The following is a 22772-nucleotide window of genomic DNA, read 5'->3' as shown; positions in this document are numbered from 1 at the left end:
GTGAAATCAATGAGCATTAAGGCTGAAGAGATCAGCTCAATCATAAAACAGCAGATTGAAAATTATCAATCTGAACTAAAAGTGAGTGATGTTGGTACGGTTACCTACATTGGTGACGGTATTGCGCGTGCTCATGGACTCGATAATGCAATGGCTGGTGAATTGTTAGAGTTCTCAAATGGTGTAATGGGTATGGCCCAAAACTTAGAAACAAATGATGTTGGTATCATTATTCTAGGTCCTTACACTGAAATCCGTGAAGGCGATGAAGTTCGTCGTACCGGTAAAATCATGGAAGTTCCTGTTGGCGAAGCGCTTATTGGACGTGTAGTTAACTCATTAGGTCAACCAGTTGATGGTTTAGGCCCAATTGAAACAACTGGAACTCGTCCGATTGAAGCAGTAGCACCTGGTGTTATGCAACGTCAATCGGTAAATGAACCATTACAAACAGGTATTAAAGCGATTGATGCACTTGTTCCTATTGGTCGTGGTCAACGTGAGTTAATCATTGGTGACCGCCAAACTGGTAAAACATCTGTAGCAATTGATACTATTCTAAACCAAGCTGATCAAGACATGATTTGTATTTATGTTGCTATCGGTCAAAAAGAATCTACAGTACGTAATGCCGTAGAAACATTACGTCATCATGGCGCATTAGATTACACAATCGTCGTAACTGCAGCAGCATCTCAACCAGCGCCACTTCTTTATTTGGCACCTTATGCTGGTGTTGCTATGGCTGAAGAATTCATGTACAGCGGTAAGCACGTTTTAGTTGTATATGATGACTTATCCAAACAAGCAGCTGCTTATCGTGAGCTGTCTCTATTACTTCGTCGTCCTCCAGGTCGTGAAGCATATCCAGGGGATGTTTTCTACTTGCACTCCCGTTTGCTTGAACGTGCTGCAAAATTAAATGATAGCTTAGGTGGCGGATCCATTACGGCTCTTCCATTCGTAGAAACACAAGCCGGAGACATTTCCGCTTATATTCCTACAAACGTTATCTCAATTACTGATGGACAAATCTTCTTGCAATCTGATTTATTCTTCTCCGGAGTACGTCCAGCGATCAACGCCGGACTTTCTGTATCCCGTGTAGGTGGATCAGCGCAAATTAAAGCAATGAAAACTGTTGCCGGAACACTTCGTCTAGACCTTGCCGCTTACCGTGAGCTAGAATCCTTCTCACAATTCGGTTCTGACCTAGACGCCGCTACTCGTGCGAAACTAGAACGTGGTAAACGTACAGTAGAAGTTCTAAAACAAGATTTGCACAAACCTTTGAAAGTTGAAAAACAAGTATTGATTCTTTATGCACTTGTTCATAAATATCTGGATGATGTACCAGTTCATGATGTACTGCGTTTTGAGTCCGAAATGAATACATGGTTTGATCATAATCATCCAGAGCTTTTGGAAGAAATTCGCACAACGAAAAAACTTCCTGACGAAGCGAAACTTGAAGCAGCATTAAAAGAATTTAAAAATACATTTGTTCCTTCTGAAGAAAAATAATTTAGACTCGGAATAAACTCAAAGGTGGTGAAAATCTTTGGCATCTTTAATTGATATTAAACAACGAATAACCTCTACACGTAAAACAAGTCAAATTACAAAAGCAATGCAAATGGTATCAGCAGCAAAACTAGGTCGTGCAGAATCAAACGCTCGTTCATACGGGCCGTATGTTTCTAAAATCAAAGACGTAGTAACACATGTTGCTAGCACTGGTAATAGTAGCGACCATCCAATGCTTGTATCTAGACCTGTTCATCGTACTGGTTATATCGTACTTACTTCTGATACTGGACTTGCTGGTTCTTATAACAGTTCCGTAATCAAAGAAGTATTTCAAGAAATTAATAAAAAGCATACGTCAAGTGATGAATATGCAATAATCACTGTAGGTAGATCTGCTCGTGACTTCTTCAAAGCACGCCAAATGAACGTGGTTTTAGAAGTACAAGGCATTACAGATCACCCAGTATTTGCGGAAATTAAAGATATTGCTAGTAACACAGTTCAAATGTTTGAAGATGGTGTTTATGACGAGGTTTTCATTTATTATAATCACCATATTAATTCTATTTCTAGTGAACTGAGAAAAGAGCAATTATTGCCACTGACAGAATTTCACGAAAAAGGTAACGAAACAGATGTAGATTTAACTACATACGAATTCGAACCTTCCGAACAAGAAATCCTGGAAGTATTATTGCCGCAATATGTGGAAAGCCTAATTTTCGGAGCACTTCTGGATGCCAAAGCCGCTGAACATGCTGCTCGTATGACTGCCATGAGAAGCGCGACAGACAATGCATCCGATTTAATCAGTGACTTATCACTACAATATAACCGTGCTCGCCAAGCTGCGATCACGCAAGAAATTACCGAAATCGTCGGAGGAGCAGCCGCGCTCGAATAGAAGTCGGCGTTTCTTGTAACGTCCCTATAAAGGGGAAGGTAAGTGAGGAGGAATAATTGCATGTCTAAAGGACAAGTAATCCAAGTTATGGGTCCAGTTGTAGACGTTAAATTTGAAGGTGGAAACTTACCTGAAATCTACAATGCCCTAGTTATTGAATATAAATCTGATGCAGAAGAAGCACCAACTAGCCAACTTACTTTAGAAGTAGCCATCCAATTAGGTGATGATGTTGTACGTACAATCGCAATGGCATCAACAGATGGTGTTCAAAGAGGTATGGAGGTTATTGATACTGGGAGCCCAATTACAGTTCCTGTAGGTACAGTAACTCTTGGTCGTGTATTTAATGTATTAGGAAACACCATCGATTTGGACGAACCACTTCCAAGCGATATTAAACGCAATAAAATTCACCGTGAAGCTCCAACTTTTGATCAATTAGCAACAACAACGGAAATTCTTGAAACAGGAATTAAAGTAGTTGACTTGTTAGCGCCATACCTAAAAGGTGGTAAAATCGGATTGTTCGGTGGTGCCGGTGTTGGTAAAACCGTTCTAATTCAAGAGCTTATCCATAATATCGCACAAGAACATGGTGGTATTTCTGTGTTCGCGGGCGTTGGAGAACGTACTCGTGAAGGTAACGACCTTTACTTTGAAATGAAAGATTCAGGCGTTATTGAAAAAACAGCGATGGTATTCGGTCAAATGAACGAGCCACCAGGTGCGCGTATGCGTGTTGCCTTAACTGGTCTAACAATTGCTGAATATTTCCGTGATGAAGAACATCAAGACGTACTTTTATTCATTGATAACATTTTCCGTTTCACACAAGCTGGTTCAGAGGTTTCGGCTTTATTAGGTCGTATGCCATCTGCGGTAGGTTACCAACCAACCCTAGCTACTGAAATGGGTCAATTACAAGAACGTATTACATCTACTAACGTTGGATCTGTTACTTCTATCCAAGCGATTTATGTACCAGCCGATGACTATACTGACCCGGCTCCGGCTACAACTTTCGCCCATCTAGATGCAACAACTAACTTGGAACGTAAATTAACGGAACAAGGTATTTATCCAGCGGTAGATCCACTTGCTTCTACATCACGTGCGCTTTCTCCTGATATCGTTGGAGAAGAACACTATGCAGTAGCGACGGAAGTACAACGTTTATTACAAAGATATAAAGAATTACAAGATATCATCGCAATCTTAGGTATGGATGAGTTATCTGACGAAGATAAACAATCCGTTTCCCGTGCGCGTCGTGTACAATTCTTCTTATCACAAAATTTCCACGTTGCAGAACAATTTACAGGCCAAAAAGGTTCTTATGTTCCTGTTAAAGAAACAGTTAAAGGATTCAAAGACTTATTAGCCGGAAAATACGACCATATTCCTGAAGATGCATTCCGCTCAGTTGGACGCATTGAGGATGTTCTTGAAAAAGCAAAAGACATGGGCGTTGAAGTCTGATAAAAACAGGAGGAAATACGTATGGGTTCATTAAATGTTAGTATTGTTACTCCAGACGGCCCTGTTTATGAAGGCGTTGCTCAAATGGTTATTGCTAGAACAAAAGCAGGTGAACTCGGTATTTTACCTGGCCATGTTCCGCTAGTTGCTCCACTTAAAATCGACATCGTTCGTTTAAAAGTAGAGTCTGGTGAGGAATGGGTCGCTGTAGGCGGTGGCTTTATGGAAGTAAACGGTGAAGAAGTTAATATTCTCGCGGATACTGCTGAGCGTGAACAAGATATTGATATTGATCGCGCCGAAAAAGCAAAACAACGCGCAGAAGAAGAACTTAGCCGAGCAAAAGAACAAAAAGTGGACGAAGTAATGGCTCAATTGGCACTACAAAGAGCCATCAACAGAATTCATGCAAAAGAACACAATTAATAATCATATTACTTCCTGGCCTCAGTGCCAGGAGGTTTTTTTATATACTCATAAGTGTATTAACTGTTTTTTCCAAGCAGTATTTGTTAAAATGAGTTGTAGCGAAATATGAGGAGCGAATACATGTATAATATTATTATGGAATCACCATATGTCATCATCATTTCCCATTTACTATTTATAGTGATTTCTTTTTGGGCATTGCAAGCTATTAATTATGAGAAATTCATCAAAAAGAATCATGTAACACAAGCTAGACTGTTATTTGTGATTATTTCGATCGTATTAGGTTATACATTAAGCAATTTCTTCTTAGATTATTTAGCAGCTTCCAAACAGTTGATTAACTTTTTTGGTTAAAAAAATGTATTATAGTAGGAGAAAATTAATAGAAGCTTATAACAACTTTAATATTACGTTAAAATCAGTTGATATTTTAGGGTGATAAGTGGTAGAATTACTTAGATATGTTTTAAATTTAAATTTTGATTAATAAAATTCGATAAATGATTTAGTTATTAGTAACGCGGAGGGGTTCTTTTTGGAAAAAATTATTGTACGCGGTGGAAAACAGTTAAATGGTTCTGTGAAAATGGAAGGTGCCAAAAATGCTGTATTACCGGTAATAGCTGCTACATTACTTGCGAGTAAAGGTACTAGCGTATTAAAAAATGTCCCAAATTTGTCTGATGTATTCACAATTAATGAGGTTCTTAAATATCTAAATGCAGATGTTTCTTTTGTAAATGATGAAGTAACAGTTGACGCAACAGGAGAAATCACTTCTGATGCACCTTTTGAGTACGTTCGTAAAATGCGTGCTTCTATTGTTGTAATGGGACCACTTTTAGCTCGCACTGGTTCAGCACGTGTTGCTTTGCCTGGGGGATGTGCAATTGGTTCTAGACCCGTTGATTTGCATTTAAAAGGTTTTGAAGCAATGGGCGCAGTAGTGAAAATAGAAAATGGTTATATTGAAGCAACTGCCGAAAAATTAGTTGGTGCTAAAGTATACTTAGATTTCCCAAGTGTTGGTGCGACACAAAATATTATGATGGCTGCGACTCTTGCAGAAGGTACAACAGTCATTGAAAACGTTGCGCGCGAACCTGAAATTGTTGACTTAGCAAACTTCCTTAACCAAATGGGTGCGCGAGTTATTGGTGCGGGAACAGAAGTAATTCGTATTGAAGGCGTTAAGGAACTAACTGCTACTGAACATTCTATTATTCCAGACCGTATTGAGGCAGGAACATTTATGATTGCTGCTGCGATTACTGGAGGAAATGTCTTAATTGAAGACGCAGTGCCTGAACATATTAGTTCGTTAATTGCTAAGCTTGAAGAAATGGGCGTTCAAATTATCGAAGAAGAGAACGGAATTCGTGTAATTGGCCCTGATAAATTAAAAGCTGTAGATGTTAAAACAATGCCACACCCAGGATTCCCAACGGATATGCAATCACAAATGATGGTTATTCAAATGCTGAGTGAAGGTACAAGCATTATGACAGAAACTGTTTTTGAAAATCGTTTTATGCACGTAGAAGAAATGCGCAGAATGAATGCTGACATGAAAATTGAAGGACATTCTGTTATTATTTCTGGTCCTGCTAAACTACAAGGAGCAGAAGTTGCAGCAACAGATTTACGTGCAGCAGCAGCGCTTATTCTTGCTGGTTTGGTTGCAGATGGTTATACACAAGTAACGGAATTAAAATATCTTGATCGTGGATACAATAATTTCCACGGAAAACTACAATCGCTTGGTGCGGATGTAGAACGTGTAGATGATTCCAAAATTGATGTAACAAATTTAGCATCATTATTCTAATTTTAAATGTTAAAAACCGTATCTTTCTGATGCGGTTTTTTTATTTGACGTAAAAAAATCTACGTTGTCATAAAATATACATTTCAGCCTCTCATAAATTATGCTATAATTCAGAATGAGATGTAAAATTAGGTGTACACCACGAAAGGAGTTAAAATGTAAATGGCAAAAGATGTTGGTATCGATTTAGGTACAGCCAATGTATTAATTCATGTTAAAGGAAGAGGAATCGTCGTTAATGAACCGGCAGTTGTCGCTATTAACAATAAGACGGGACAAGTTTTAGCTGTTGGAGCAGAAGCGAGAGATATGGTTGGTAGAACTCCAGGAGACATTACAGCAATCAAACCTATGAAAGATGGGGTTATCGCTGATTTTGATATTGTTCAAGAAATGCTGCGTTTCTTCATCCAAAAGTTAAATTTAAAAACCTTTTTTTCACGGCCACGTATTTTAATTTGTTGTCCAACAAATATTACTTCTGTCGAACAAAAAGCAATTCGCGAAGTTGCTGAAAAAAGTGGTGGAAAACAAGTATTCTTAGAAGAAGAACCTAAAGTTGCGGCAATTGGTGCTGGAATGGATATTTTTGAGCCTTCTGGTAACATGATTATTGATATTGGTGGTGGTACTGCAGATGTTGCTGTACTTTCCATGGGTGATATCGTAACTAGCCAATCAGTGAAAGTCGCTGGTAACAAATGGGACACAGATATCTTAAATTATGTTAAACGTAAATATAATGTACTTATTGGTGAAAGAACAGCTGAAAACATTAAAGTAACAATCGGTACTGCAAATCAAGGCGCTAAAGAAGAAAAAATGGAAATTCGTGGTAGAGATTTAGTGAGCGGCTTGCCAAAAACAATTTCTATTACAAGTTCTGAAGTAGAAGAAGCGATTCACGATTCATTACACCTAATGGTACTAGCTGCTAAACAAGTATTGGAACAAACGCCTCCAGAGCTTTCAGCAGATATTATTGATAGAGGAATTATCATGACAGGCGGCGGCTCTTTGTTACATGGTTTAGATGAGTTAATGTCTGAACAGTTGAAAGTTCCAGTTTTAATTACAGAGAATCCTTTAGATGTAGTAGCACTTGGTACTGGCATTTTACTTGACTCACTTACAAATAAAAAACGTAATAGATTCTAAATTTGAATTTGGGGGATGTACATGTTAGATATTAAGAAAATCAAAGAAATTTTGCCTCATCGTTATCCATTTTTGTTAGTAGATAGAGTTATTTCTGTTGAAGAAGGTAAAAAAGTTACTGCTATTAAAAACGTTACAGCAAACGAAGAATTTTTTAATGGACACTTTCCTGAGTATCCCGTAATGCCAGGCGTATTAATAGTAGAAGCTTTAGCGCAAACAAGTGGAATTGCAATGATGCAAAATGAAGCTAATAAAGGCAAGATCGGTTTATTTGCTGGGATTGATGGTTGTCGTTTTAAACGCCAAGTTGTTCCAGGTGATCAATTACTCCTTGAAGCTGAGATTACTCGTATGAGAGGCGCAATTGCAAAAGCAAAAGTAAAAGCAACAGTAGAAGGTGATTTGGTTTGTGAAGCTGAAATTATGTTCGCTCTATCAGACCTACCTAGATAAAATGATTGGCACTGAAGCCCAAATGGGTTTTAGTGCTTTTTTTTCATGTTCTCAGAATAGCATTAGTTTAAAAAAGTTTCAAAGGTATAAAATAGTATTTTGAGATGATTTACCCCCATAAACTGCTATTTTTCTCTTAGTTAAAAGTAGCATTTTGGACACTATACCTATGGTGAAAATGCGGTTTTAGCTATTTTACAATAAAATTTTTATCTAATATAATCGCTATACACCAAAAGAAAGAGGCGATTACATGATTAATCAGGTAATTTTAGTAGGCAGATTAACAAAGGAACCAGAATTGAAGTGGACTACGGAGGACAGAGCCGTGTTGAACTTAACACTTGCTTTAAATCGTTTTGGTAAAAATAAACGGGTAGATAATGATGCTGATTTTATTCAATGCGTGATTTGGGGTAAAAGAGCAGAAGCCACTGCAGAATTCTGTAGTAAAGGACAATTAGTAGGAGTTGTTGGTGAGCTGCAATCGCGCAATTATCTAAATAAAGAAGAACAGAAAATCTACATTACAGAGGTTTTAGTTCACCAGATTCGTTATCTATCTAGTAGAAATAAAGATGAGAGAGTAATTAATATCCCACAAGAAGAGGATGAATAATGTAATATTTTGTTATAAAAAGCCGTATTTAACGATAGTTTTCAAAGAATCCTGCTTAAATAACAACTAAAATGGAAAATTAATGCTTCTAATTTGTAATGGAAAAATTTTCCAATTCTAACTGATTTGCGATTTTAGTTCACTTACTGAATTATTTAGAAGACTTTTAATTAGAGCCTAAACTATCACAGTGAGTTGTGTTAACACGAGTTTACTAGAAATAAAACCAGTAGCAATGAGAAATCAGACAATAAAGGTAATTTACAAATATTGCAGGAAAACGGATACTATATGAAAGCGTGTCATACATGCTTAATTTTTTAGTAACCAAGCCGCTAGTTTCGTATGGTACGATTATTCTCGAAAGTTATCAAGGAGGGAAATAATTACATGAAAAAAACAGTAGTAGCCATTGCGGCTGGTTTAATTATTGCAGGATCTGGTTCCACTCAAGCTTTTGCAGCTGAGTATAAAGTGCAAGATGGTGATTCACTATGGAAAATCTCAAATGAAAATAATGTCTCTATAAAACAATTGAAAGAAGATAACAATTTGAGTTCTAACATTATTTTTCCGAACCAAACATTGCAAGTGAATGGTAGTGAGAAAAAAGCAACTACTAGTAACAATTCTGAATACACAGTTGTTGCAGGAGATACGCTTGGACACATCGCTATTGATAATGGTGTAACAGTTAATCAATTAAAATCTTGGAATAATCTTTCTTCCGATTTAATTTTAGTTGGTCAAAAATTAGCTATTGGTAATAAAGTAGCGGCAAGTGAAAATAATGCAACAGCCAATAATTCAACTAATGATAAAGTAACAGAGCAACCGAAAGAAGAGAAAGCAGCTCCAGCAACTCAAAAATCAACTTCTTCTAATGAAGCTTCTTCAAACAGTTCTTCATCAGTGCAAGGGAACGTTTCAAAAGAGTTAACTGTGACTGCAACAGCATATAGTAAATCTGAACCTGGAATGAGTCATATGACTGCGACTGGGATTGATTTAAATGATAATTCACGCGTAATTGCAGTTGACCCATCTGTTATTCCTTTAGGTTCAAAAGTTTATGTTGAAGGTTACGGACAAGCGATTGCTGCTGATACTGGTGGTGCGATTAAAGGAAATAAAATTGATGTACATTTAAACTCAGTACAAGAAGTTAATAACTGGGGTGTAAAACAAGTTAAAGTGCAAATTTTAGATTAATTCGTTCCATATCGAAAGACTGTAAATGGCGTAATGCTATTTGCAGTCTTTTTTTATACATTAAAAATAGGAAGCATCCTTATTTTATGATAAACTTATACATAATAAAGTTTTATAGGAGATACATATGAATAAGCAGGAAATTTCAATTTTAAATATACCTTTTTATAATACGACACAAGCGGGATTTGTGGAGGAACTTTATACATTAGCGAAGGACGGAGAGCGCCGTTTTGTTGTGACAGCGAATCCGGAAATTGTTATGCATGCTCGCACGGATAAGGAGTTCGAAGCAATTTTACGGCAAGCTGATTATATTGTTCCTGATGGTATTGGGATTATAATGGCGTCGGAAAAGCTGGGGGAGCCTTTAACAGAACGAGTTACTGGTTATGATACGATGGTTGGTTTATTAAATAAGCCATTACGCTGTTATTTTTTAGGCGCAAAACCAGAAATTAGTAAGGTTGTTGAGTCAAAAGTAAGCGAAAAATTTCCACAAGCTGTCGTTTGCGGGGTTCATCATGGTTATTTTGATGTATTGGAAAGTGAAATGATAGCCAAGGAGATACTCCTAGCGAAACCAGATGTCATTTTTGTGGCTCTAGGTTCTCCTGCTCAAGAAAAATGGATTTTGTCCCAGATTGCTAATTTTGAAAAAGGGATTTTTATTGGTGTTGGTGGCAGTTTTGATGTTTTAACAGATAATGTAAAGCGCGCTCCGAAAATATGGATAAAATTAAGAGTAGAATGGGTATATAGACTTCTTTCTAACCCCTCTAGATGGAGACGTTTTTTTGCAATACCTCAATTTATGCTTGTCATTAGAAAAGAGCGCAAGCGTTTGAAAAAGGGTGAGTAAATGTATTTTCGAGAAGCAAGACTAATTCATGCAGAGCTACCACTCATTGCTCCGTTTAAAACAAGTTATGGAGAATTGAAGAGTAAGGATTTTTATATTATTGAATTAATGAATGAGGATGGTATATGTGGTTACGGGGAGTTAGAAGCTTTTCCTTTACCAGATTACACAGAAGAGACGCTAGATACTGCTATTTCTATTGTGAGACAGCATTTACTTCCACTTCTTGCGCAAAAAGAAATTCATGCTCCTGAAGATATTCATCAGATGTTTAGTTGGATTCAAGGGAATGAGATGGCAAAAGCTGCTGTGGAACTTGCAGTTTGGGATGTGTTTGCAAAAAGTGAAATGTGTTCGTTGGCTAAAATGATTGGTGCAGAAAAAGATTCCATTGCGGTCGGCGTAAGCGTTGGATTGCAAGCTAACACAGAAGCGCTAGTCCGGTTAGTTGGTCAATACGTGGACGAAGGTTATGAAAGAGTGAAATTAAAAATTGCGCCTAATAAAGATATTCAATTTGTAGAATCTGTTCGAAAAAATTTTCCTAATCTAAGCTTGATGGCTGATGCGAATTCAGCGTATAATAGAGAAGATTTCTTCTTATTAAAAGAATTAGATCAATTTCATTTAGAAATGATTGAGCAGCCATTTGGAACGAAAGATTTTGTGGAGCATGCTTGGCTACAAGAAAGATTAACAACACGTATTTGTCTAGATGAGAATATTAGGTCGTTAGATGATGTAAGACAAGCGCATTTGTTTGGAAGCTGTCATGCGGTTAATTTAAAATTAGCACGCGTTGGTGGTATGTATGAGGCTCTCAAGATAGCGGAGTATTGTAGTGATAATGATTTGCTAGTCTGGTGTGGAGGGATGCTTGAAGCTGGTATCGGCAGAGCGCATAATATTGCGCTCGCTGCAAGAGCGGAATTTACGTTTCCGGGAGATATTTCGGCATCGAATCGCTATTTTAATGAAGATATTATTTCACCAGCATTTACATTAAATCAAGGAAAAATTACTGTGCCAACCGGTCAAGGTATTGGTGTAGCATTAGATTTAGATGTGCTACGAAAATATACTAAATCAACAGAAGGAATTTTGCTAAATAAAGGATGGAGCTGAAAAAATATTGCTAATATGGAGTATATTGATTAGCTTTGCAGTTGGTATCATTATGGTGCCGATAATCAGGAAGTTCGCTTTCCGGATTAATGCGGTTGACACACCGCGCGAACGACATAAACACACGAAAGCAACAGCCACTTTAGGTGGATTAGCTATTTTTATAAGTTTTTCAGTTGGAATGCTTTTGGCTCCAATTGATAAATCGGGTTTCTTACCAATTTATTTCGGCGCTTTAATTATTATCACAACAGGTTTTATAGATGATATTTTTGATTTATCGCCAAAATGGAAAATGCTAGGGCAAATTATAGCTGCTCTTTGTGTAACTGTTTGGGGAGATATTACTATTAATTTTATAAATGTTCCATTTTACGGGCAACTGGACTTTGGTTATTTTGCCATTCCAATATCGATTATTTGGATAGTAGCAATTGTGAACGCATTAAACTTAATTGATGGTCTAGACGGTCTCGCAGGCGGTATTTCTATTATTGCTTTAATGACTATTGCGGGTATGGCCTTACTTCTGAAAGATGCATTTGTTGCTCCAGTTGCGCTAATTCTTGTAGCAGCAGTTGCAGCATTCTTGATTTATAATTTCCCGCCCGCTAGTATTTTTATGGGAGATACGGGGGCGCTATTCCTCGGTTATATGATTGCTGTCTTATCGCTGATGGGCTTTAAAAATGTTACGTTCATCTCGTTATTAGTACCACTTATTATCTTGGGTGTACCGTTATCAGATACTTTTTTTGCCATTGTAAGAAGATTAAAAGAGCGGATGCCGATTTCTTCTGCGGATAGATCGCATATTCATCATAGGTTAATGGCGCTTGGATTTACAGAAAAGCAAACAGTACTGCTCATTTATTGTATGGCGTTACTATTTTCTATGACTGGATTTGTATTTTCATTCTCCACTGCTTGGGGAGCGATGTTGTTACTGTTATTATTAATTTTTAGTATTGAAATTATTGTGGAATTTATTGGACTAATTGGCGAAGATTATAGACCAATCTTAAATTTACTTCAAAAAATACATCGAAAACGAAAATAAAAAGACCAACAACTAATTATTAGTTGTTGGTCTTTGTTTTAATTTGAACTGCTCGCTGTGCTAGAACTTTCGTCTGAATATGGTGTTGCACCTGGGAATGGTTGTTTAATTCCAAGTTCATCAGCAAATTCATTTGAAATACTTTGAACGGAGCTTTCATTTAGTTTGTAGTAATAAATACCATCCATTGGATTGCTATCACCTTTTAAGTTAAGGGATTTAATATCGATTTTATTAGTCATTCCAAATTTTGCGATAGAAAGCATTTGGTTGAAAGTTAAATTGGTTTTCATGTTATCTCCAACAACTTCAATGATATCAGAATATTTGCTTACAGAAGAAACAGATGTTGCTTCACTTACGATAGATTTAATGATTAATTGTTGTCGTTTTCCACGTTCGATATCACTATCGATGTGTCTTGTACGAGCGAGTGCTAAAGCTTGCTCTGCGTTAAGATGTTGTGGGCCTTTTTTAAGAGTGATTGCATTCGCATTGTCTTTAGAATCTTGTTCAGTGAAGTTTACTGGAACATCTACATCAATTCCGTCTAAAGCGTCAATAATTTTAAGGAACGCATCGAAGTCAAAACGAACATAGTAATCAATTGGAATCTTAAATTCTTCTTCTACTGTTTTCATTGTAAGTTCTGGACCACCGTAGGCATGAGCTGCGTTAATTTTAGTATACTTATCAATTTCTTTCGCAGAATCTTCAATATGAACATAAGAATCACGAGGGATACTTGTCATCTCTACGCGTGAATCTTTGACATTAAATGTCGCTAAAATTAGTGAGTCACTTCGAGGGTTACCATTTGCAGCCCGTGTAGTGCTTGTATCAACACCAATAATTAAAATAGAGAAACTATCTTTTATAGGTTCAACGTCATTTGTTCTAAGTGTAGAGGCTTTTCCGTTTCTTACATTATCATAAGAGTTATCGGCGGCGAGTTTTGTTTTACTAAAAAGGTAAGTGCCGTATCCGACTCCTGCAAGTACTAAACACATTACAGGGATTAGAATCCAGAATAAAATTTTTCTTCTACGTTTGTATTTCTTGCTGCTTCTTCGGCTGTCATCAGTGCCTTTATTCATATATTAATTCTCCTTATAGTCACTTTTCTAAGTTTTATTGTATCATTTGTTGAACTAAAGAATGTTACGCCCGATTTACGGTTTCTTTAATTTTTAAACTTTGATGTTATTATACAGAAATTACTCGAAAAAAAATACAAAAAAGATGATATCTTTCAAAAATGTAATATTTGTCCTATTTCAGTAGCATTTGATAATTACTGATTTCGCAAATTTTTCCAGAATGTAAATCTAGTTCTTGCCCTGTTGTTATAAGCTCAAAACCTAGCTTTTTCAGTAGCTTGGTGGAGGCCGTATTTTCTGGTAGAACTTTGGCTGTAATCATTTTATAAGGAAGATACGGTTTCACAGCAGTTAAAAAAGTTGTCAAAATTTCAAACATAAACCCTTTGCGCCAATGACTTTTTGCTAATTCATAGCCGATTTCAATTGTCTGGTGTGTCTTATTAATATCATTAATTCCAAGCGAACCAATGGCACGTAAAGAATCATCCTTTGTAAAAATAGTGTACCTACAGGCATTCGGCTCGTTTTCGATTGCTTGGATCATTTCTTCCGCTTGAAGAATAGTGGAGAATTTTTCGATGTTCATAAACTGAGCTACCTCATCATCAGACCAAATATCAAATAATGTAGTAGCATCTGCAATGGAAGTTTTTCTTAAAACAGTTCGTTCGGTAGAAATGCTATCTGGTAATTGGATAAATATGTTTGTGGACATGCTAAGTGACATCCTTTTCTCTATATTTTTGTGTTCCTTCTTTGTATTCAAGTTGCCCATTCGAAAGCTCAGTAATCCAGTCGAAGAAATCTTGCAATTCATCGTTATCGACAAAAATATGAAGTACTACTTTTTCAGTGAACTCCTTTTGGTCGATTTGATATTCTTTTTGCTCAAGAGCATTTTCGATTTTCCCTAAAAGTGAATAGGCGAAAGAGCATTCAACGATAGTGGCTAATTTGCATTCGACAATACCAATGGCTTGAATAGTTTCACTCACAGCACTACCGTATGCGCGAACCAAGCCACCTGCACCTAATTTCGTTCCTCCGAAATAACGAGTGACTACTGCGGCGACATTTTTTAAAGATTTCTTTTTTAAAACCTCTAGCATAGGAACGCCAGCTGTGCCACTCGGCTCTCCGTCATCCTGTGCTTTTTGAAATTGGTCATTTTCTCCTATAATATAGGCAGAACAATTATGGGTAGCATCACGGTGCTCTTTTTTGATTGCTTGAATAAAGCTTTGTGCTTCATTTTCTGTAGTAACTCGCTTAATATGGCAAATAAAGCGAGATTTTTCAATAATTATTTCATGTTTTCCATCACTATGGATGGTTAAATAATGATCCAACATAAGGAACCTCCATAAGTTGATGCATTCAGCCTGCTTTTATTTTATCCGAAAGCAAAGCGATTGTATAGATATTTTTCTAAGTGCAGTGGGTGAAGTGACGGCAAATTCGTGTTATAATAAAAACTACTATTACTTTAGACTGGTTTTCGATTGCATTTTATAGGCATATAGAAGTAATTTTCTAAAACTTTGCTGTATAATTGAGCTACAGTTTGTAATGAAAATAGGTTAGTTTGAGTAAATAGTACTTAAAAGAGAAATGTTTATTTGCCAATTTTATGGTAGGGATTATAAGGTTAAGCGGTTTTGCTACTTAAAAAGGATGATGTTTTCGATTGCAAAGAGGCTTGGTGAAATTAGATAAGTGAAGGAGGAGTAGTCATTATGGCACTCAAAATCATGATTGTAGATGATCATCAGTTGTTTCGCGAAGGTATCAAGCGAATTTTAGAGTTGGAAGATTCTTTTGAGGTCGTAGCGGAAGCTGAAAATGGTAAGAATATCGTAGCAAAAGTTCGCGAATATAAACCAGATATTGTTTTAATGGATATTAATATGCCAACTGTGAATGGACTAGACGCAACAGAAATGTTAGTACGTCAATTTCCTAGTATTAAAGTAATCGTTTTGACTATTCATGATACAGATGAATACGTAACAGAAGCGCTTAGAGCCGGAGCAGTCGGTTATTTATTAAAAGAAATGGACGCTCATGAACTTGTAGAAGCTGTTAAAATTGTTGATAATGGAGGCGCGTATATTCATCCACGTGTAGCAATTAAATTGATTCGCGAATACCGCCATCTAGCAAGCACTAATACTTCACAAGGTGTATATGGCTATCAACAACCAGAAGTCAAAATGCCCCTGCACATCTTAACACATAGAGAGTGCGAGGTATTGCAACTTCTTACTGATGGAAAAAGTAACCGAGGAATTGGGGAAACACTTTTCATTAGCGAAAAAACGGTGAAAAACCATGTAAGTAGTATTTTACAAAAAATGAAAGTGAATGATAGGACTCAAGCAGTGGTAACGGCAATCAAGCACGGCTGGGTATACATTCGCTAAAGAAATCTCAGGGGGACTATATGAACGAAAAAATAGCAGTGGTAACTGACAGCACAACTTATTTGCCAGATGAAGTGAAAGAGCAGCTACGAATCAATGTCGTGCCACTTTCTGTAATAATTGATGGGAAATCTTATCGTGAAGGTGAGGAACTGTCTGCGGCCGATTTTTACCGAAAAGTAAAAGAAGCGGAGAATTTCCCAACTTCCTCTCAACCTGCCCCGGGAGAATTCATTCAATTATTTGAAAAGCTGAAAGAACAAGGGTTTGATACTGTAATTAGTATTCATTTATCAAGTGGTATTAGTGGTACTTTTCAAAATGCGGCCTCTGCAGGAGAGTTAATTGAAGGGCTTAATGTAGTTGCTTATGATTCAGAGCTTTCTTGTATGGCGCAAGGAATGTTTGCGGTTAAAGCAGCTGAAATGGCTTTGGCAAATGAACCACTAGACCAGATTATCCAAGAATTAGATAAAATAAAACAGGCGCAAGATGCTTATTTTATGGTAGATGATTTAAATAACTTACAGCGTGGTGGTCGTTTGAACGGGGCACAGGCTCTTGTTGGCAGCTTGCTTCAAATTAAACCAATTCTTCATTTCAACGATAAACAAATTGTCTTATTTGAAAAAGTTAGAACGCAAAAAAAAGCATTGAAACGAATTGAAGATATTCTTCAAACAGCGATTCAAAACAAAACAGCCGAAAAAGCGTATGTCATTCACGGTAATGATCCAGAAAAAGGTGAGGCATGGCTTGCGCAATTAGAAGCAAAATTCCCAGAAGTAACATTTGAACTGAGTTACTTTGGACCTGTTATTGGAACGCACTTAGGTGAAGGTGCGCTTGGATTAACTTGGTCGATAAAATAAAGAAATCTCCGGCTTTTTAGCTGGAGATTTTTTTCGTATAGGGTAAATTTGTTTTTTCAGTAGTTTGAGGTGACGGAAAGCTGTATTTTCTCCTAGATGAAATGCTTGTTTTAGTGGTGTATATTAGGTGAAAATAAGAATTTCGTTTCTGCACTAAAAAAAGAAAAAGTGTATAACTAAGGGGAGGTGAAGTTAGATGGATATTTTCCCCGGAAGATTATATCAAGAGCATGAAATAGAGAGTAAAGATGGATTACGGGAAATAGCGGCAATCGAGACGAATAAATGCTTTCGATGCGGTAATAACAATGCTCATTTATTTGGCAAGATGTCTTGTGCTTCATGCAAGAGAGATAATTGTATTTATTGTAGAAATTGTATAGTTATGGGCCGCGTGAATAGTTGTCAAAAACTTTACTACCAACAAGCTAGATTACTAAAAGCGACAGAAAGAGTATTATTGCGATGGGAAGGAGTTTTATCACAAGGACAACAAAAAGCTTCAGAATCCGTGGTTGTTAGTTTAAAAGAAAAAAGAGACATGCTCCTATGGGCAGTTGCTGGCTCTGGAAAAACCGAGATGATGTTTGAAGGAATGGATTGGGCTTTACGGCAAGGTTTTAGGATTTGTGTTGCTTCTCCGAGAGTGGATGTTTGTTTAGAACTTTACCCTCGTTTGCAAGAAGTTTTCCCTAGTATAGAGATGATTTGCTTATATGGTGATTCAAAAGATAACTATCAAGGAGAGCAGTTTGTGATAGCGACAACCCATCAGCTTATTCGCTTTTATGAAACATTTCAAGTTATTTTTATAGATGAAGTTGATGCTTTCCCTTATGCGAAAGATCCTTTTTTAGAGTATGCGGTTATGAAAGCCAGAACAAAAGAAGGTTCCACTATAATAATCACAGCTACACCAGAGAAAAAGTGGCAAGAAGAATGTATAGAAGGCAAACGTAGTTTCGTGAAAATTCCTGGACGATATCACCGAAAGAAACTGCCTGTACCAAGAACATGCTGGATTGGCCCTTGGAAAAAGAAGCTAGCTAAGGGCGAGATAACTCCCAAACTTATTCAGTGGATGAATGATGTAGAACAGAAAAATCAGCCAGCATTAATTTTCTTTCCAGAAATTGACGTTATGAATAAATTTGCGGAAGCATTGGAAATTAAAGGTCATGATCGCCCAGTGACAGTACATTCAGCTGATGAGTTACGTAAAGAGAAGGTGGGCTGGCTACGAGAAGGGAAAATTAAACTATTATTAACAACAACGATATTAGAAAGAGGCGTTACTTTTACGGACGTGCAAGTAGCGGTATTTGGAAGTGAAGGACGCATTTTTACGGAAGCAGCTTTAGTTCAAATCTCAGGAAGGGCAGGTAGGAAATTATCTCATCCAACCGGAGATGTTTGTTTTTTTCATTACGGAAAAACGATAGAAATGAAGCGAGCCATCGCACATATACAAAAAATGAACCAACAAGGAGTGATAGAAGGAATGCTAGATGATTAATTGTTTACTTTGTTTTCAGCCTATTAAGCAAGGTGCAAGTTGGGAGATAAATTGGTTATTCAAGCAAGCATCCATTTGTTGCGATGAATGTTTAGCAGGTTTTGAAAAATTAATAGAACCACTTTGTACAATATGTAGTAAAGAATCCTCGGATAGTATTTGTGAAGACTGTGAAAATAGAACTCATTTTTTAGATAGCAATATATCTATATATCGCTATAATGATTTTGCCAAAGAGTATATGAAGAAGTTTAAATTTCAAGGGGATTACGAAATAGGTGCCATTTTCAAAAAGGACTTAAGCGACTTTTTAGCAGATAAAAAGGAGAAAATTGTACCAATTCCAGTAAGCGAAACACGGAAATTAGAACGTGGTTTTAATCAAACAACTGCGATGTTAAAACAATCCGGCATCATCTACGAAGAACTTTTAGCCAAAAAGCATACAGAAAAGCAATCTAAAAAAACAAAAAAAGAACGATTGGCATCAGAACAAGCATTTTACTTTTCAGGTGAAAGAGATTGCGAGTTAACAGAGGTCATTCTATTTGATGATATCTATACCACAGGGAGTACACTTAACCGGGCAGCGCAAATATTAAAAGAATCCGGAGCGAACAAGGTGAGCGCGCTAACGATATTCAGATAGCTGATATTTATCTTCTAAAAAAGGTTTGCGGAAGCGGGATTAGTGGAATAAAATACTAAATAAAGATAACTGAATGTAAGCTTCTTAGCTCTTTGTGCAAATGTTTGCAAAACACATCGTTTTCACGTAGACTAAGGGTAAGAAGAATACTCTTCTTTATCGTTATTTTGTTTTATTTCAAAGGAGGAATTGCTATGCTTAAGTACAACATTCGTGGTGAAAATATTGAAGTAACAGAACCGATTCGAGATTATGTTGAAAAGAAAATCGATAAATTAGAACGATATTTTACAGAAACTCCAGACGCTAACGTTCATGTTAATTTAAAAGTATATTCCGATAAAAATGCGAAAGTTGAAGTGACCATTCCGCTCCCAAATCTTGTGCTACGTGCAGAAGAAACAAGTGGAGATTTATATGCTAGCATCGACTTGATTGTGGATAAATTAGAAAGACAAATTCGCAAACATAAAACAAAAGTAAACCGCAAGTTCCGCGATAAAGGTGCAGAAAGAGATTATTTTGCTTATTCAGATGTTAACGGCAGCACACCACCAGAAGAAAATGAAAGTGATCTTGAAATTGTAAGAACAAAACAATTTTCATTGAAACCAATGGATAGTGAAGAAGCTGTTTTACAAATGAATTTGCTGGGTCATAGTTTTTACGTATACACTGATGCGGAAACAAACGGTACCAATATTGTTTATTCTCGTAAAGACGGTAAATATGGTTTGATTGAAACAAATTAATTTAAATTAATAATTACAGATGGGGGCCAATCTTGGTCTCCATTTTTTTGCTTTAAGATGAAGGATTTATGGCGTTTTTGATAATTTTATTGATTAAAAAGAGATAACCAGTTGTATATTTTAGTTAATAAGTGATAGAATTAGTTTGTATATTTAAGTGGAGATAATTCCTGAAATTTATTATAGATGAAACTGCGCGATGACAGCGAAAACAGTAGAGGAGAATTTAAATGGCTGGACTATTGAAAAAGATTTTTGAATCAGGAAAAAAAGATGTTAAATATTTGGAGAGAAAAGCAGATGAGATTATTGCTTTAGCAGATGAAACTGCGGCTCTTTCGGATGATGCTCTACGCGAAAAAACAGTAGAGTTTAAAGAGCGTGTTCAAAAAGGTGAAACGCTAGATGATTTATTGGTAGAAGCTTTTGCTGTTGCCAGAGAAGGTGCGAAACGTGCACTAGGCTTATATCCATTTAAAGTTCAATTAATGGGTGGGATTGTACTCCACGAAGGTAACATTGCCGAGATGAAAACTGGTGAAGGTAAAACGTTAACAGCGACACTACCGGTTTATTTAAACGCGCTTTCTGGGGAAGGTGTGCACGTTGTTACAGTCAACGAATACTTGGCTCATCGTGATGCTGAAGAAATGGGCGTTTTATACAATTTCCTTGGACTTTCTGTAGGGCTAAACCTAAATGCTTTATCAAGCGCAGAAAAACGAGAAGCTTATGCATGTGATATTACGTATAGCACAAATAATGAATTAGGATTTGACTATTTACGTGATAATATGGTCGTTTACAAAGAGGAAATGGTACAACGTCCGTTAGCTTTTGCTGTTATCGATGAAGTCGATTCTATTTTGGTCGATGAAGCTAGAACGCCATTAATTATTTCTGGTGAAGCGGAAAAATCGACTATTTTATATGTGCGCGCAAATACTTTTGTACGTACGCTTACAGAAGAGGAAGATTATACAGTTGATATTAAAACAAAATCTGTTCAATTAACCGAAGAAGGTATGACGAAAGGGGAAAACTACTTTGATGTAGAAAACCTTTTTGATCTAGAAAACACAGTTATCTTACACCATATTGCTCAAGCGTTGAAAGCGAACTATACAATGAGCTTAGATGTTGATTATGTTGTGCAAGAGGATGAAGTATTAATTGTCGACCAATTTACTGGCCGTATTATGAAAGGGCGTCGTTTCAGTGAAGGTTTACACCAAGCGCTTGAAGCAAAAGAAGGCGTAACGATTCAAAATGAGTCCAAAACAATGGCGACAATTACATTCCAAAACTATTTCCGTATGTATAAAAAACTTGCAGGGATGACAGGTACTGCAAAAACGGAAGAAGAAGAATTCCGTGATATTTATAATATGCGTGTTATTGAAATACCAACAAATAAAGTAATTATTCGTGATGATTGTCCAGATTTAATCTTTACGACGATTGAAGCGAAATTTAATGCAGTAGTAGAAGATATCGCAGAACGCCATGCAAAAGGGCAACCTGTGCTAGTTGGTACTGTTGCAATCGAAACATCTGAACTTATTTCTAGCAAATTAAAACGCAAAGGAATTAAACATGATGTACTAAACGCGAAGCAACACGAACGTGAAGCAGATATCATCAAACATGCCGGTGAACGTGGTGCGGTAGTAATCGCAACCAATATGGCTGGTCGTGGTACGGATATTAAACTTGGCGAAGGTACAATTGAAGCTGGCGGTTTAGCAGTTATTGGTACAGAACGTCATGAATCTCGTCGTATAGACAATCAATTACGTGGTCGTTCTGGACGTCAAGGGGATCCTGGTGTAACGCAATTTTATCTTTCTATGGAAGATGAACTGATGCGCCGCTTCGGATCTGACAATATGAAGTCTATGATGGAACGTTTTGGTATGGCGGAAGATGCTATCCAAAGTAAAATGGTTAGTCGTGCAGTTGAATCAGCACAAAGACGTGTGGAAGGAAACAACTTTGATTCCCGGAAACAAGTTTTACAATATGATGATGTACTTCGCCAACAACGGGAAGTTATCTATAAACAACGCTATGAAGTAATTAATGCGGAAAATAGTTTACGTGAAATTATTGAACAAATGATTCAACGTACAGTCAACTTCATCGTTTCTAGCAATGCATCGAGCCATGAACCTGAAGAAGCTTGGAATTTGCAAGGAATTATCGATTATGTTGATGCGAACTTACTTCCTGAAGGTACAATCACACTAGAAGATTTACAAAATAGAACAAGTGAAGATATTCAAAATCTAATTTTAGATAAAATCAAAGTGGCTTACGATGAAAAAGAAACGCTACTACCTCCAGAAGAATTTAACGAATTTGAAAAAGTAGTATTGCTTCGTGTTGTTGATACTAAATGGGTTGACCATATCGACGCGATGGATCATCTGCGTGACGGTATTCATTTACGAGCTTATGGTCAAATTGACCCGCTTCGTGAGTATCAATCAGAAGGCTTCGAGATGTTTGAAGCAATGGTATCGTCCATCGATGAAGATGTTGCTCGTTATATCATGAAAGCAGAAATTCGCCAAAATCTTGAACGTGAGCAAGTTGCTAAAGGGGAAGCGATTAATCCTGCTGAAGGTAAACCAGAAGCAAAACGCCAACCAATCCGCAAAGATCAACACATTGGACGTAATGATCCATGCCCTTGTGGTAGTGGCAAAAAATATAAAAATTGTCATGGTAAAGAAGCATAGATTCAAACAATTTAAAAAGCGCCTGAAAGACGGCGCTTTTTGCTA

22 protein-coding genes are annotated in these 22772 nt (G+C 36.9%); 19 read left to right on the top strand and 3 right to left on the bottom strand.

Annotation, left to right across the window (positions count from 1 at the left end; all coding sequences use genetic code 11):
• Positions 1–9: 9 nt before the first annotated feature.
• The 13 genes from atpA (at position 10) to HRK21_RS04270 (ending at position 12668) form a co-directional block, all read left to right on the top strand.
• Positions 10–1524, top strand: coding sequence for a F0F1 ATP synthase subunit alpha (gene atpA, locus HRK21_RS04330; protein WP_003739782.1), 1515 nt, complete (start codon positions 10–12; stop codon positions 1522–1524).
• A gap of 37 nt (positions 1525–1561) precedes the next feature.
• Positions 1562–2434 carry a F0F1 ATP synthase subunit gamma gene (locus tag HRK21_RS04325; RefSeq protein ID WP_003739781.1) on the top strand — a complete coding sequence of 291 codons (873 nt, stop codon included), beginning with the start codon at positions 1562–1564 and terminating at the stop codon, positions 2432–2434.
• Positions 2435–2494: 60 nt separating this feature from the next.
• A complete protein-coding gene (gene atpD / locus HRK21_RS04320; RefSeq protein ID WP_003723462.1) occupies positions 2495–3916 on the top strand; it encodes a F0F1 ATP synthase subunit beta in 1422 nt (473 codons plus the stop codon).
• 21 nt (positions 3917–3937) lie between these two features.
• Positions 3938–4342, top strand: coding sequence for a F0F1 ATP synthase subunit epsilon (locus tag HRK21_RS04315; RefSeq protein WP_003739780.1), 405 nt, complete (start codon positions 3938–3940; stop codon positions 4340–4342).
• Between the two features lie 123 nt (positions 4343–4465).
• Positions 4466–4702 (top strand): DUF1146 family protein, encoded by a 237-nt coding sequence (locus tag HRK21_RS04310; RefSeq protein WP_003739779.1) that lies wholly within the window; start codon positions 4466–4468, stop codon positions 4700–4702.
• A 181-nt stretch (positions 4703–4883) separates the two neighbouring features.
• Positions 4884–6176 (top strand): UDP-N-acetylglucosamine 1-carboxyvinyltransferase, encoded by a 1293-nt coding sequence (murA, locus tag HRK21_RS04305; RefSeq protein ID WP_003739778.1) that lies wholly within the window; start codon positions 4884–4886, stop codon positions 6174–6176.
• Positions 6177–6338: 162 nt separating this feature from the next.
• Entirely contained in the window at positions 6339–7334 is a 996-nt protein-coding gene (mreB, locus tag HRK21_RS04300; RefSeq protein ID WP_003729244.1) for a rod shape-determining protein MreB, read from the top strand.
• Positions 7335–7355: 21 nt separating this feature from the next.
• Positions 7356–7790 carry a 3-hydroxyacyl-ACP dehydratase FabZ gene (gene fabZ / locus HRK21_RS04295; protein WP_003739777.1) on the top strand — a complete coding sequence of 145 codons (435 nt, stop codon included), beginning with the start codon at positions 7356–7358 and terminating at the stop codon, positions 7788–7790.
• Between the two features lie 253 nt (positions 7791–8043).
• Positions 8044–8409: a single-stranded DNA-binding protein gene (locus HRK21_RS04290; protein ID WP_070006536.1), complete on the top strand. Its 366-nt coding sequence runs from the start codon at positions 8044–8046 to the stop codon at positions 8407–8409.
• 390 nt (positions 8410–8799) lie between these two features.
• A complete protein-coding gene (locus HRK21_RS04285) occupies positions 8800–9621 on the top strand; it encodes a LysM peptidoglycan-binding domain-containing protein (protein ID WP_070006535.1) in 822 nt (273 codons plus the stop codon).
• A 127-nt stretch (positions 9622–9748) separates the two neighbouring features.
• Positions 9749–10483, top strand: a complete 735-nt coding sequence (locus HRK21_RS04280; RefSeq protein ID WP_070006534.1) for a WecB/TagA/CpsF family glycosyltransferase — start codon at positions 9749–9751, stop codon at positions 10481–10483.
• Positions 10484–11608, top strand: a complete 1125-nt coding sequence (gene menC, locus HRK21_RS04275) for an o-succinylbenzoate synthase (protein WP_003739773.1) — start codon at positions 10484–10486, stop codon at positions 11606–11608.
• Positions 11609–11615: 7 nt separating this feature from the next.
• Positions 11616–12668: a glycosyltransferase family 4 protein gene (locus HRK21_RS04270; RefSeq protein ID WP_031695307.1), complete on the top strand. Its 1053-nt coding sequence runs from the start codon at positions 11616–11618 to the stop codon at positions 12666–12668.
• Positions 12669–12706: 38 nt separating this feature from the next.
• Here the strand turns inward: HRK21_RS04270 and HRK21_RS04265 are convergent, their stop codons facing one another.
• From HRK21_RS04265 to HRK21_RS04255, 3 genes are all read right to left on the bottom strand, one after another.
• Positions 12707–13765: an LCP family protein gene (locus tag HRK21_RS04265; protein WP_003739771.1), complete on the bottom strand. Its 1059-nt coding sequence runs from the start codon at positions 13763–13765 to the stop codon at positions 12707–12709.
• A 175-nt stretch (positions 13766–13940) separates the two neighbouring features.
• A complete protein-coding gene (locus HRK21_RS04260; protein ID WP_003739770.1) occupies positions 13941–14486 on the bottom strand; it encodes a GNAT family N-acetyltransferase in 546 nt (181 codons plus the stop codon).
• A 1-nt stretch (position 14487) separates the two neighbouring features.
• The gene (locus tag HRK21_RS04255; RefSeq protein ID WP_070006533.1) at positions 14488–15123 is read right to left on the bottom strand and encodes a YigZ family protein; all 636 of its coding nucleotides are present in this window, start codon (positions 15121–15123) and stop codon (positions 14488–14490) included.
• A 384-nt stretch (positions 15124–15507) separates the two neighbouring features.
• Here HRK21_RS04255 and degU point away from each other — a divergent pair, with 384 nt between their 5' ends.
• The 6 genes from degU (at position 15508) to secA (ending at position 22727) form a co-directional block, all read left to right on the top strand.
• On the top strand, positions 15508–16194 hold the full coding sequence (gene degU / locus HRK21_RS04250) for a two-component system response regulator DegU (RefSeq protein ID WP_003722647.1): 687 nt from the start codon (positions 15508–15510) through the stop codon (positions 16192–16194).
• A 20-nt stretch (positions 16195–16214) separates the two neighbouring features.
• Positions 16215–17066 carry a DegV family protein gene (gene fakB / locus HRK21_RS04245; protein ID WP_003739768.1) on the top strand — a complete coding sequence of 284 codons (852 nt, stop codon included), beginning with the start codon at positions 16215–16217 and terminating at the stop codon, positions 17064–17066.
• A 196-nt stretch (positions 17067–17262) separates the two neighbouring features.
• A complete protein-coding gene (locus HRK21_RS04240; RefSeq protein WP_069888375.1) occupies positions 17263–18582 on the top strand; it encodes an ATP-dependent helicase ComFA in 1320 nt (439 codons plus the stop codon).
• Complete coding sequence (locus HRK21_RS04235; RefSeq protein WP_070006532.1) at positions 18575–19231, top strand: ComF family protein; 657 nt, start codon at positions 18575–18577, stop codon at positions 19229–19231. The genes HRK21_RS04240 and HRK21_RS04235 overlap by 8 nt, the downstream gene beginning before the upstream one ends.
• 194 nt (positions 19232–19425) lie before the next feature.
• Positions 19426–19983, top strand: coding sequence for a ribosome hibernation-promoting factor, HPF/YfiA family (hpf, locus tag HRK21_RS04230; RefSeq protein WP_069888377.1), 558 nt, complete (start codon positions 19426–19428; stop codon positions 19981–19983).
• Between the two features lie 230 nt (positions 19984–20213).
• Complete coding sequence (gene secA, locus HRK21_RS04225) at positions 20214–22727, top strand: preprotein translocase subunit SecA (protein ID WP_070006531.1); 2514 nt, start codon at positions 20214–20216, stop codon at positions 22725–22727.
• Positions 22728–22772: the final 45 nt, after the last annotated feature.

Origin of the sequence: Listeria monocytogenes (assembly GCF_013282665.1) — a bacterium.
Taxonomy (GTDB): Bacteria; Bacillota; Bacilli; order Lactobacillales; family Listeriaceae; genus Listeria; species Listeria monocytogenes_C.
Note: the sequence above shows the minus strand (reverse complement) of the source record. Positions and strands in the feature narration are given on the sequence as shown.

What these genes read in the sequence shown, in the direction of transcription:
- atpA (WP_003739782.1), top strand. Translation starts at nt 10, where the DNA reads ATGAGCATTAAGGCTGAAGAGATCAGCTCAATCATAAAACAGCAGATT.
- atpD (WP_003723462.1), top strand. Translation starts at nt 2,495, where the DNA reads ATGTCTAAAGGACAAGTAATCCAAGTTATGGGTCCAGTTGTAGACGTT.
- HRK21_RS04315 (WP_003739780.1), top strand. Translation starts at nt 3,938, where the DNA reads ATGGGTTCATTAAATGTTAGTATTGTTACTCCAGACGGCCCTGTTTAT.
- HRK21_RS04310 (WP_003739779.1), top strand. Translation starts at nt 4,466, where the DNA reads ATGTATAATATTATTATGGAATCACCATATGTCATCATCATTTCCCAT.
- mreB (WP_003729244.1), top strand. Translation starts at nt 6,339, where the DNA reads ATGGCAAAAGATGTTGGTATCGATTTAGGTACAGCCAATGTATTAATT.
- fabZ (WP_003739777.1), top strand. Translation starts at nt 7,356, where the DNA reads ATGTTAGATATTAAGAAAATCAAAGAAATTTTGCCTCATCGTTATCCA.
- HRK21_RS04290 (WP_070006536.1), top strand. Translation starts at nt 8,044, where the DNA reads ATGATTAATCAGGTAATTTTAGTAGGCAGATTAACAAAGGAACCAGAA.
- HRK21_RS04285 (WP_070006535.1), top strand. Translation starts at nt 8,800, where the DNA reads ATGAAAAAAACAGTAGTAGCCATTGCGGCTGGTTTAATTATTGCAGGA.
- HRK21_RS04280 (WP_070006534.1), top strand. Translation starts at nt 9,749, where the DNA reads ATGAATAAGCAGGAAATTTCAATTTTAAATATACCTTTTTATAATACG.
- menC (WP_003739773.1), top strand. Translation starts at nt 10,484, where the DNA reads ATGTATTTTCGAGAAGCAAGACTAATTCATGCAGAGCTACCACTCATT.
- HRK21_RS04265 (WP_003739771.1), bottom strand. Translation starts at nt 13,765, where the DNA reads ATGAATAAAGGCACTGATGACAGCCGAAGAAGCAGCAAGAAATACAAA.
- HRK21_RS04260 (WP_003739770.1), bottom strand. Translation starts at nt 14,486, where the DNA reads ATGTCCACAAACATATTTATCCAATTACCAGATAGCATTTCTACCGAA.
- HRK21_RS04255 (WP_070006533.1), bottom strand. Translation starts at nt 15,123, where the DNA reads ATGTTGGATCATTATTTAACCATCCATAGTGATGGAAAACATGAAATA.
- degU (WP_003722647.1), top strand. Translation starts at nt 15,508, where the DNA reads ATGGCACTCAAAATCATGATTGTAGATGATCATCAGTTGTTTCGCGAA.
- fakB (WP_003739768.1), top strand. Translation starts at nt 16,215, where the DNA reads ATGAACGAAAAAATAGCAGTGGTAACTGACAGCACAACTTATTTGCCA.
- HRK21_RS04240 (WP_069888375.1), top strand. Translation starts at nt 17,263, where the DNA reads ATGGATATTTTCCCCGGAAGATTATATCAAGAGCATGAAATAGAGAGT.
- HRK21_RS04235 (WP_070006532.1), top strand. Translation starts at nt 18,575, where the DNA reads ATGATTAATTGTTTACTTTGTTTTCAGCCTATTAAGCAAGGTGCAAGT.
- hpf (WP_069888377.1), top strand. Translation starts at nt 19,426, where the DNA reads ATGCTTAAGTACAACATTCGTGGTGAAAATATTGAAGTAACAGAACCG.
- secA (WP_070006531.1), top strand. Translation starts at nt 20,214, where the DNA reads ATGGCTGGACTATTGAAAAAGATTTTTGAATCAGGAAAAAAAGATGTT.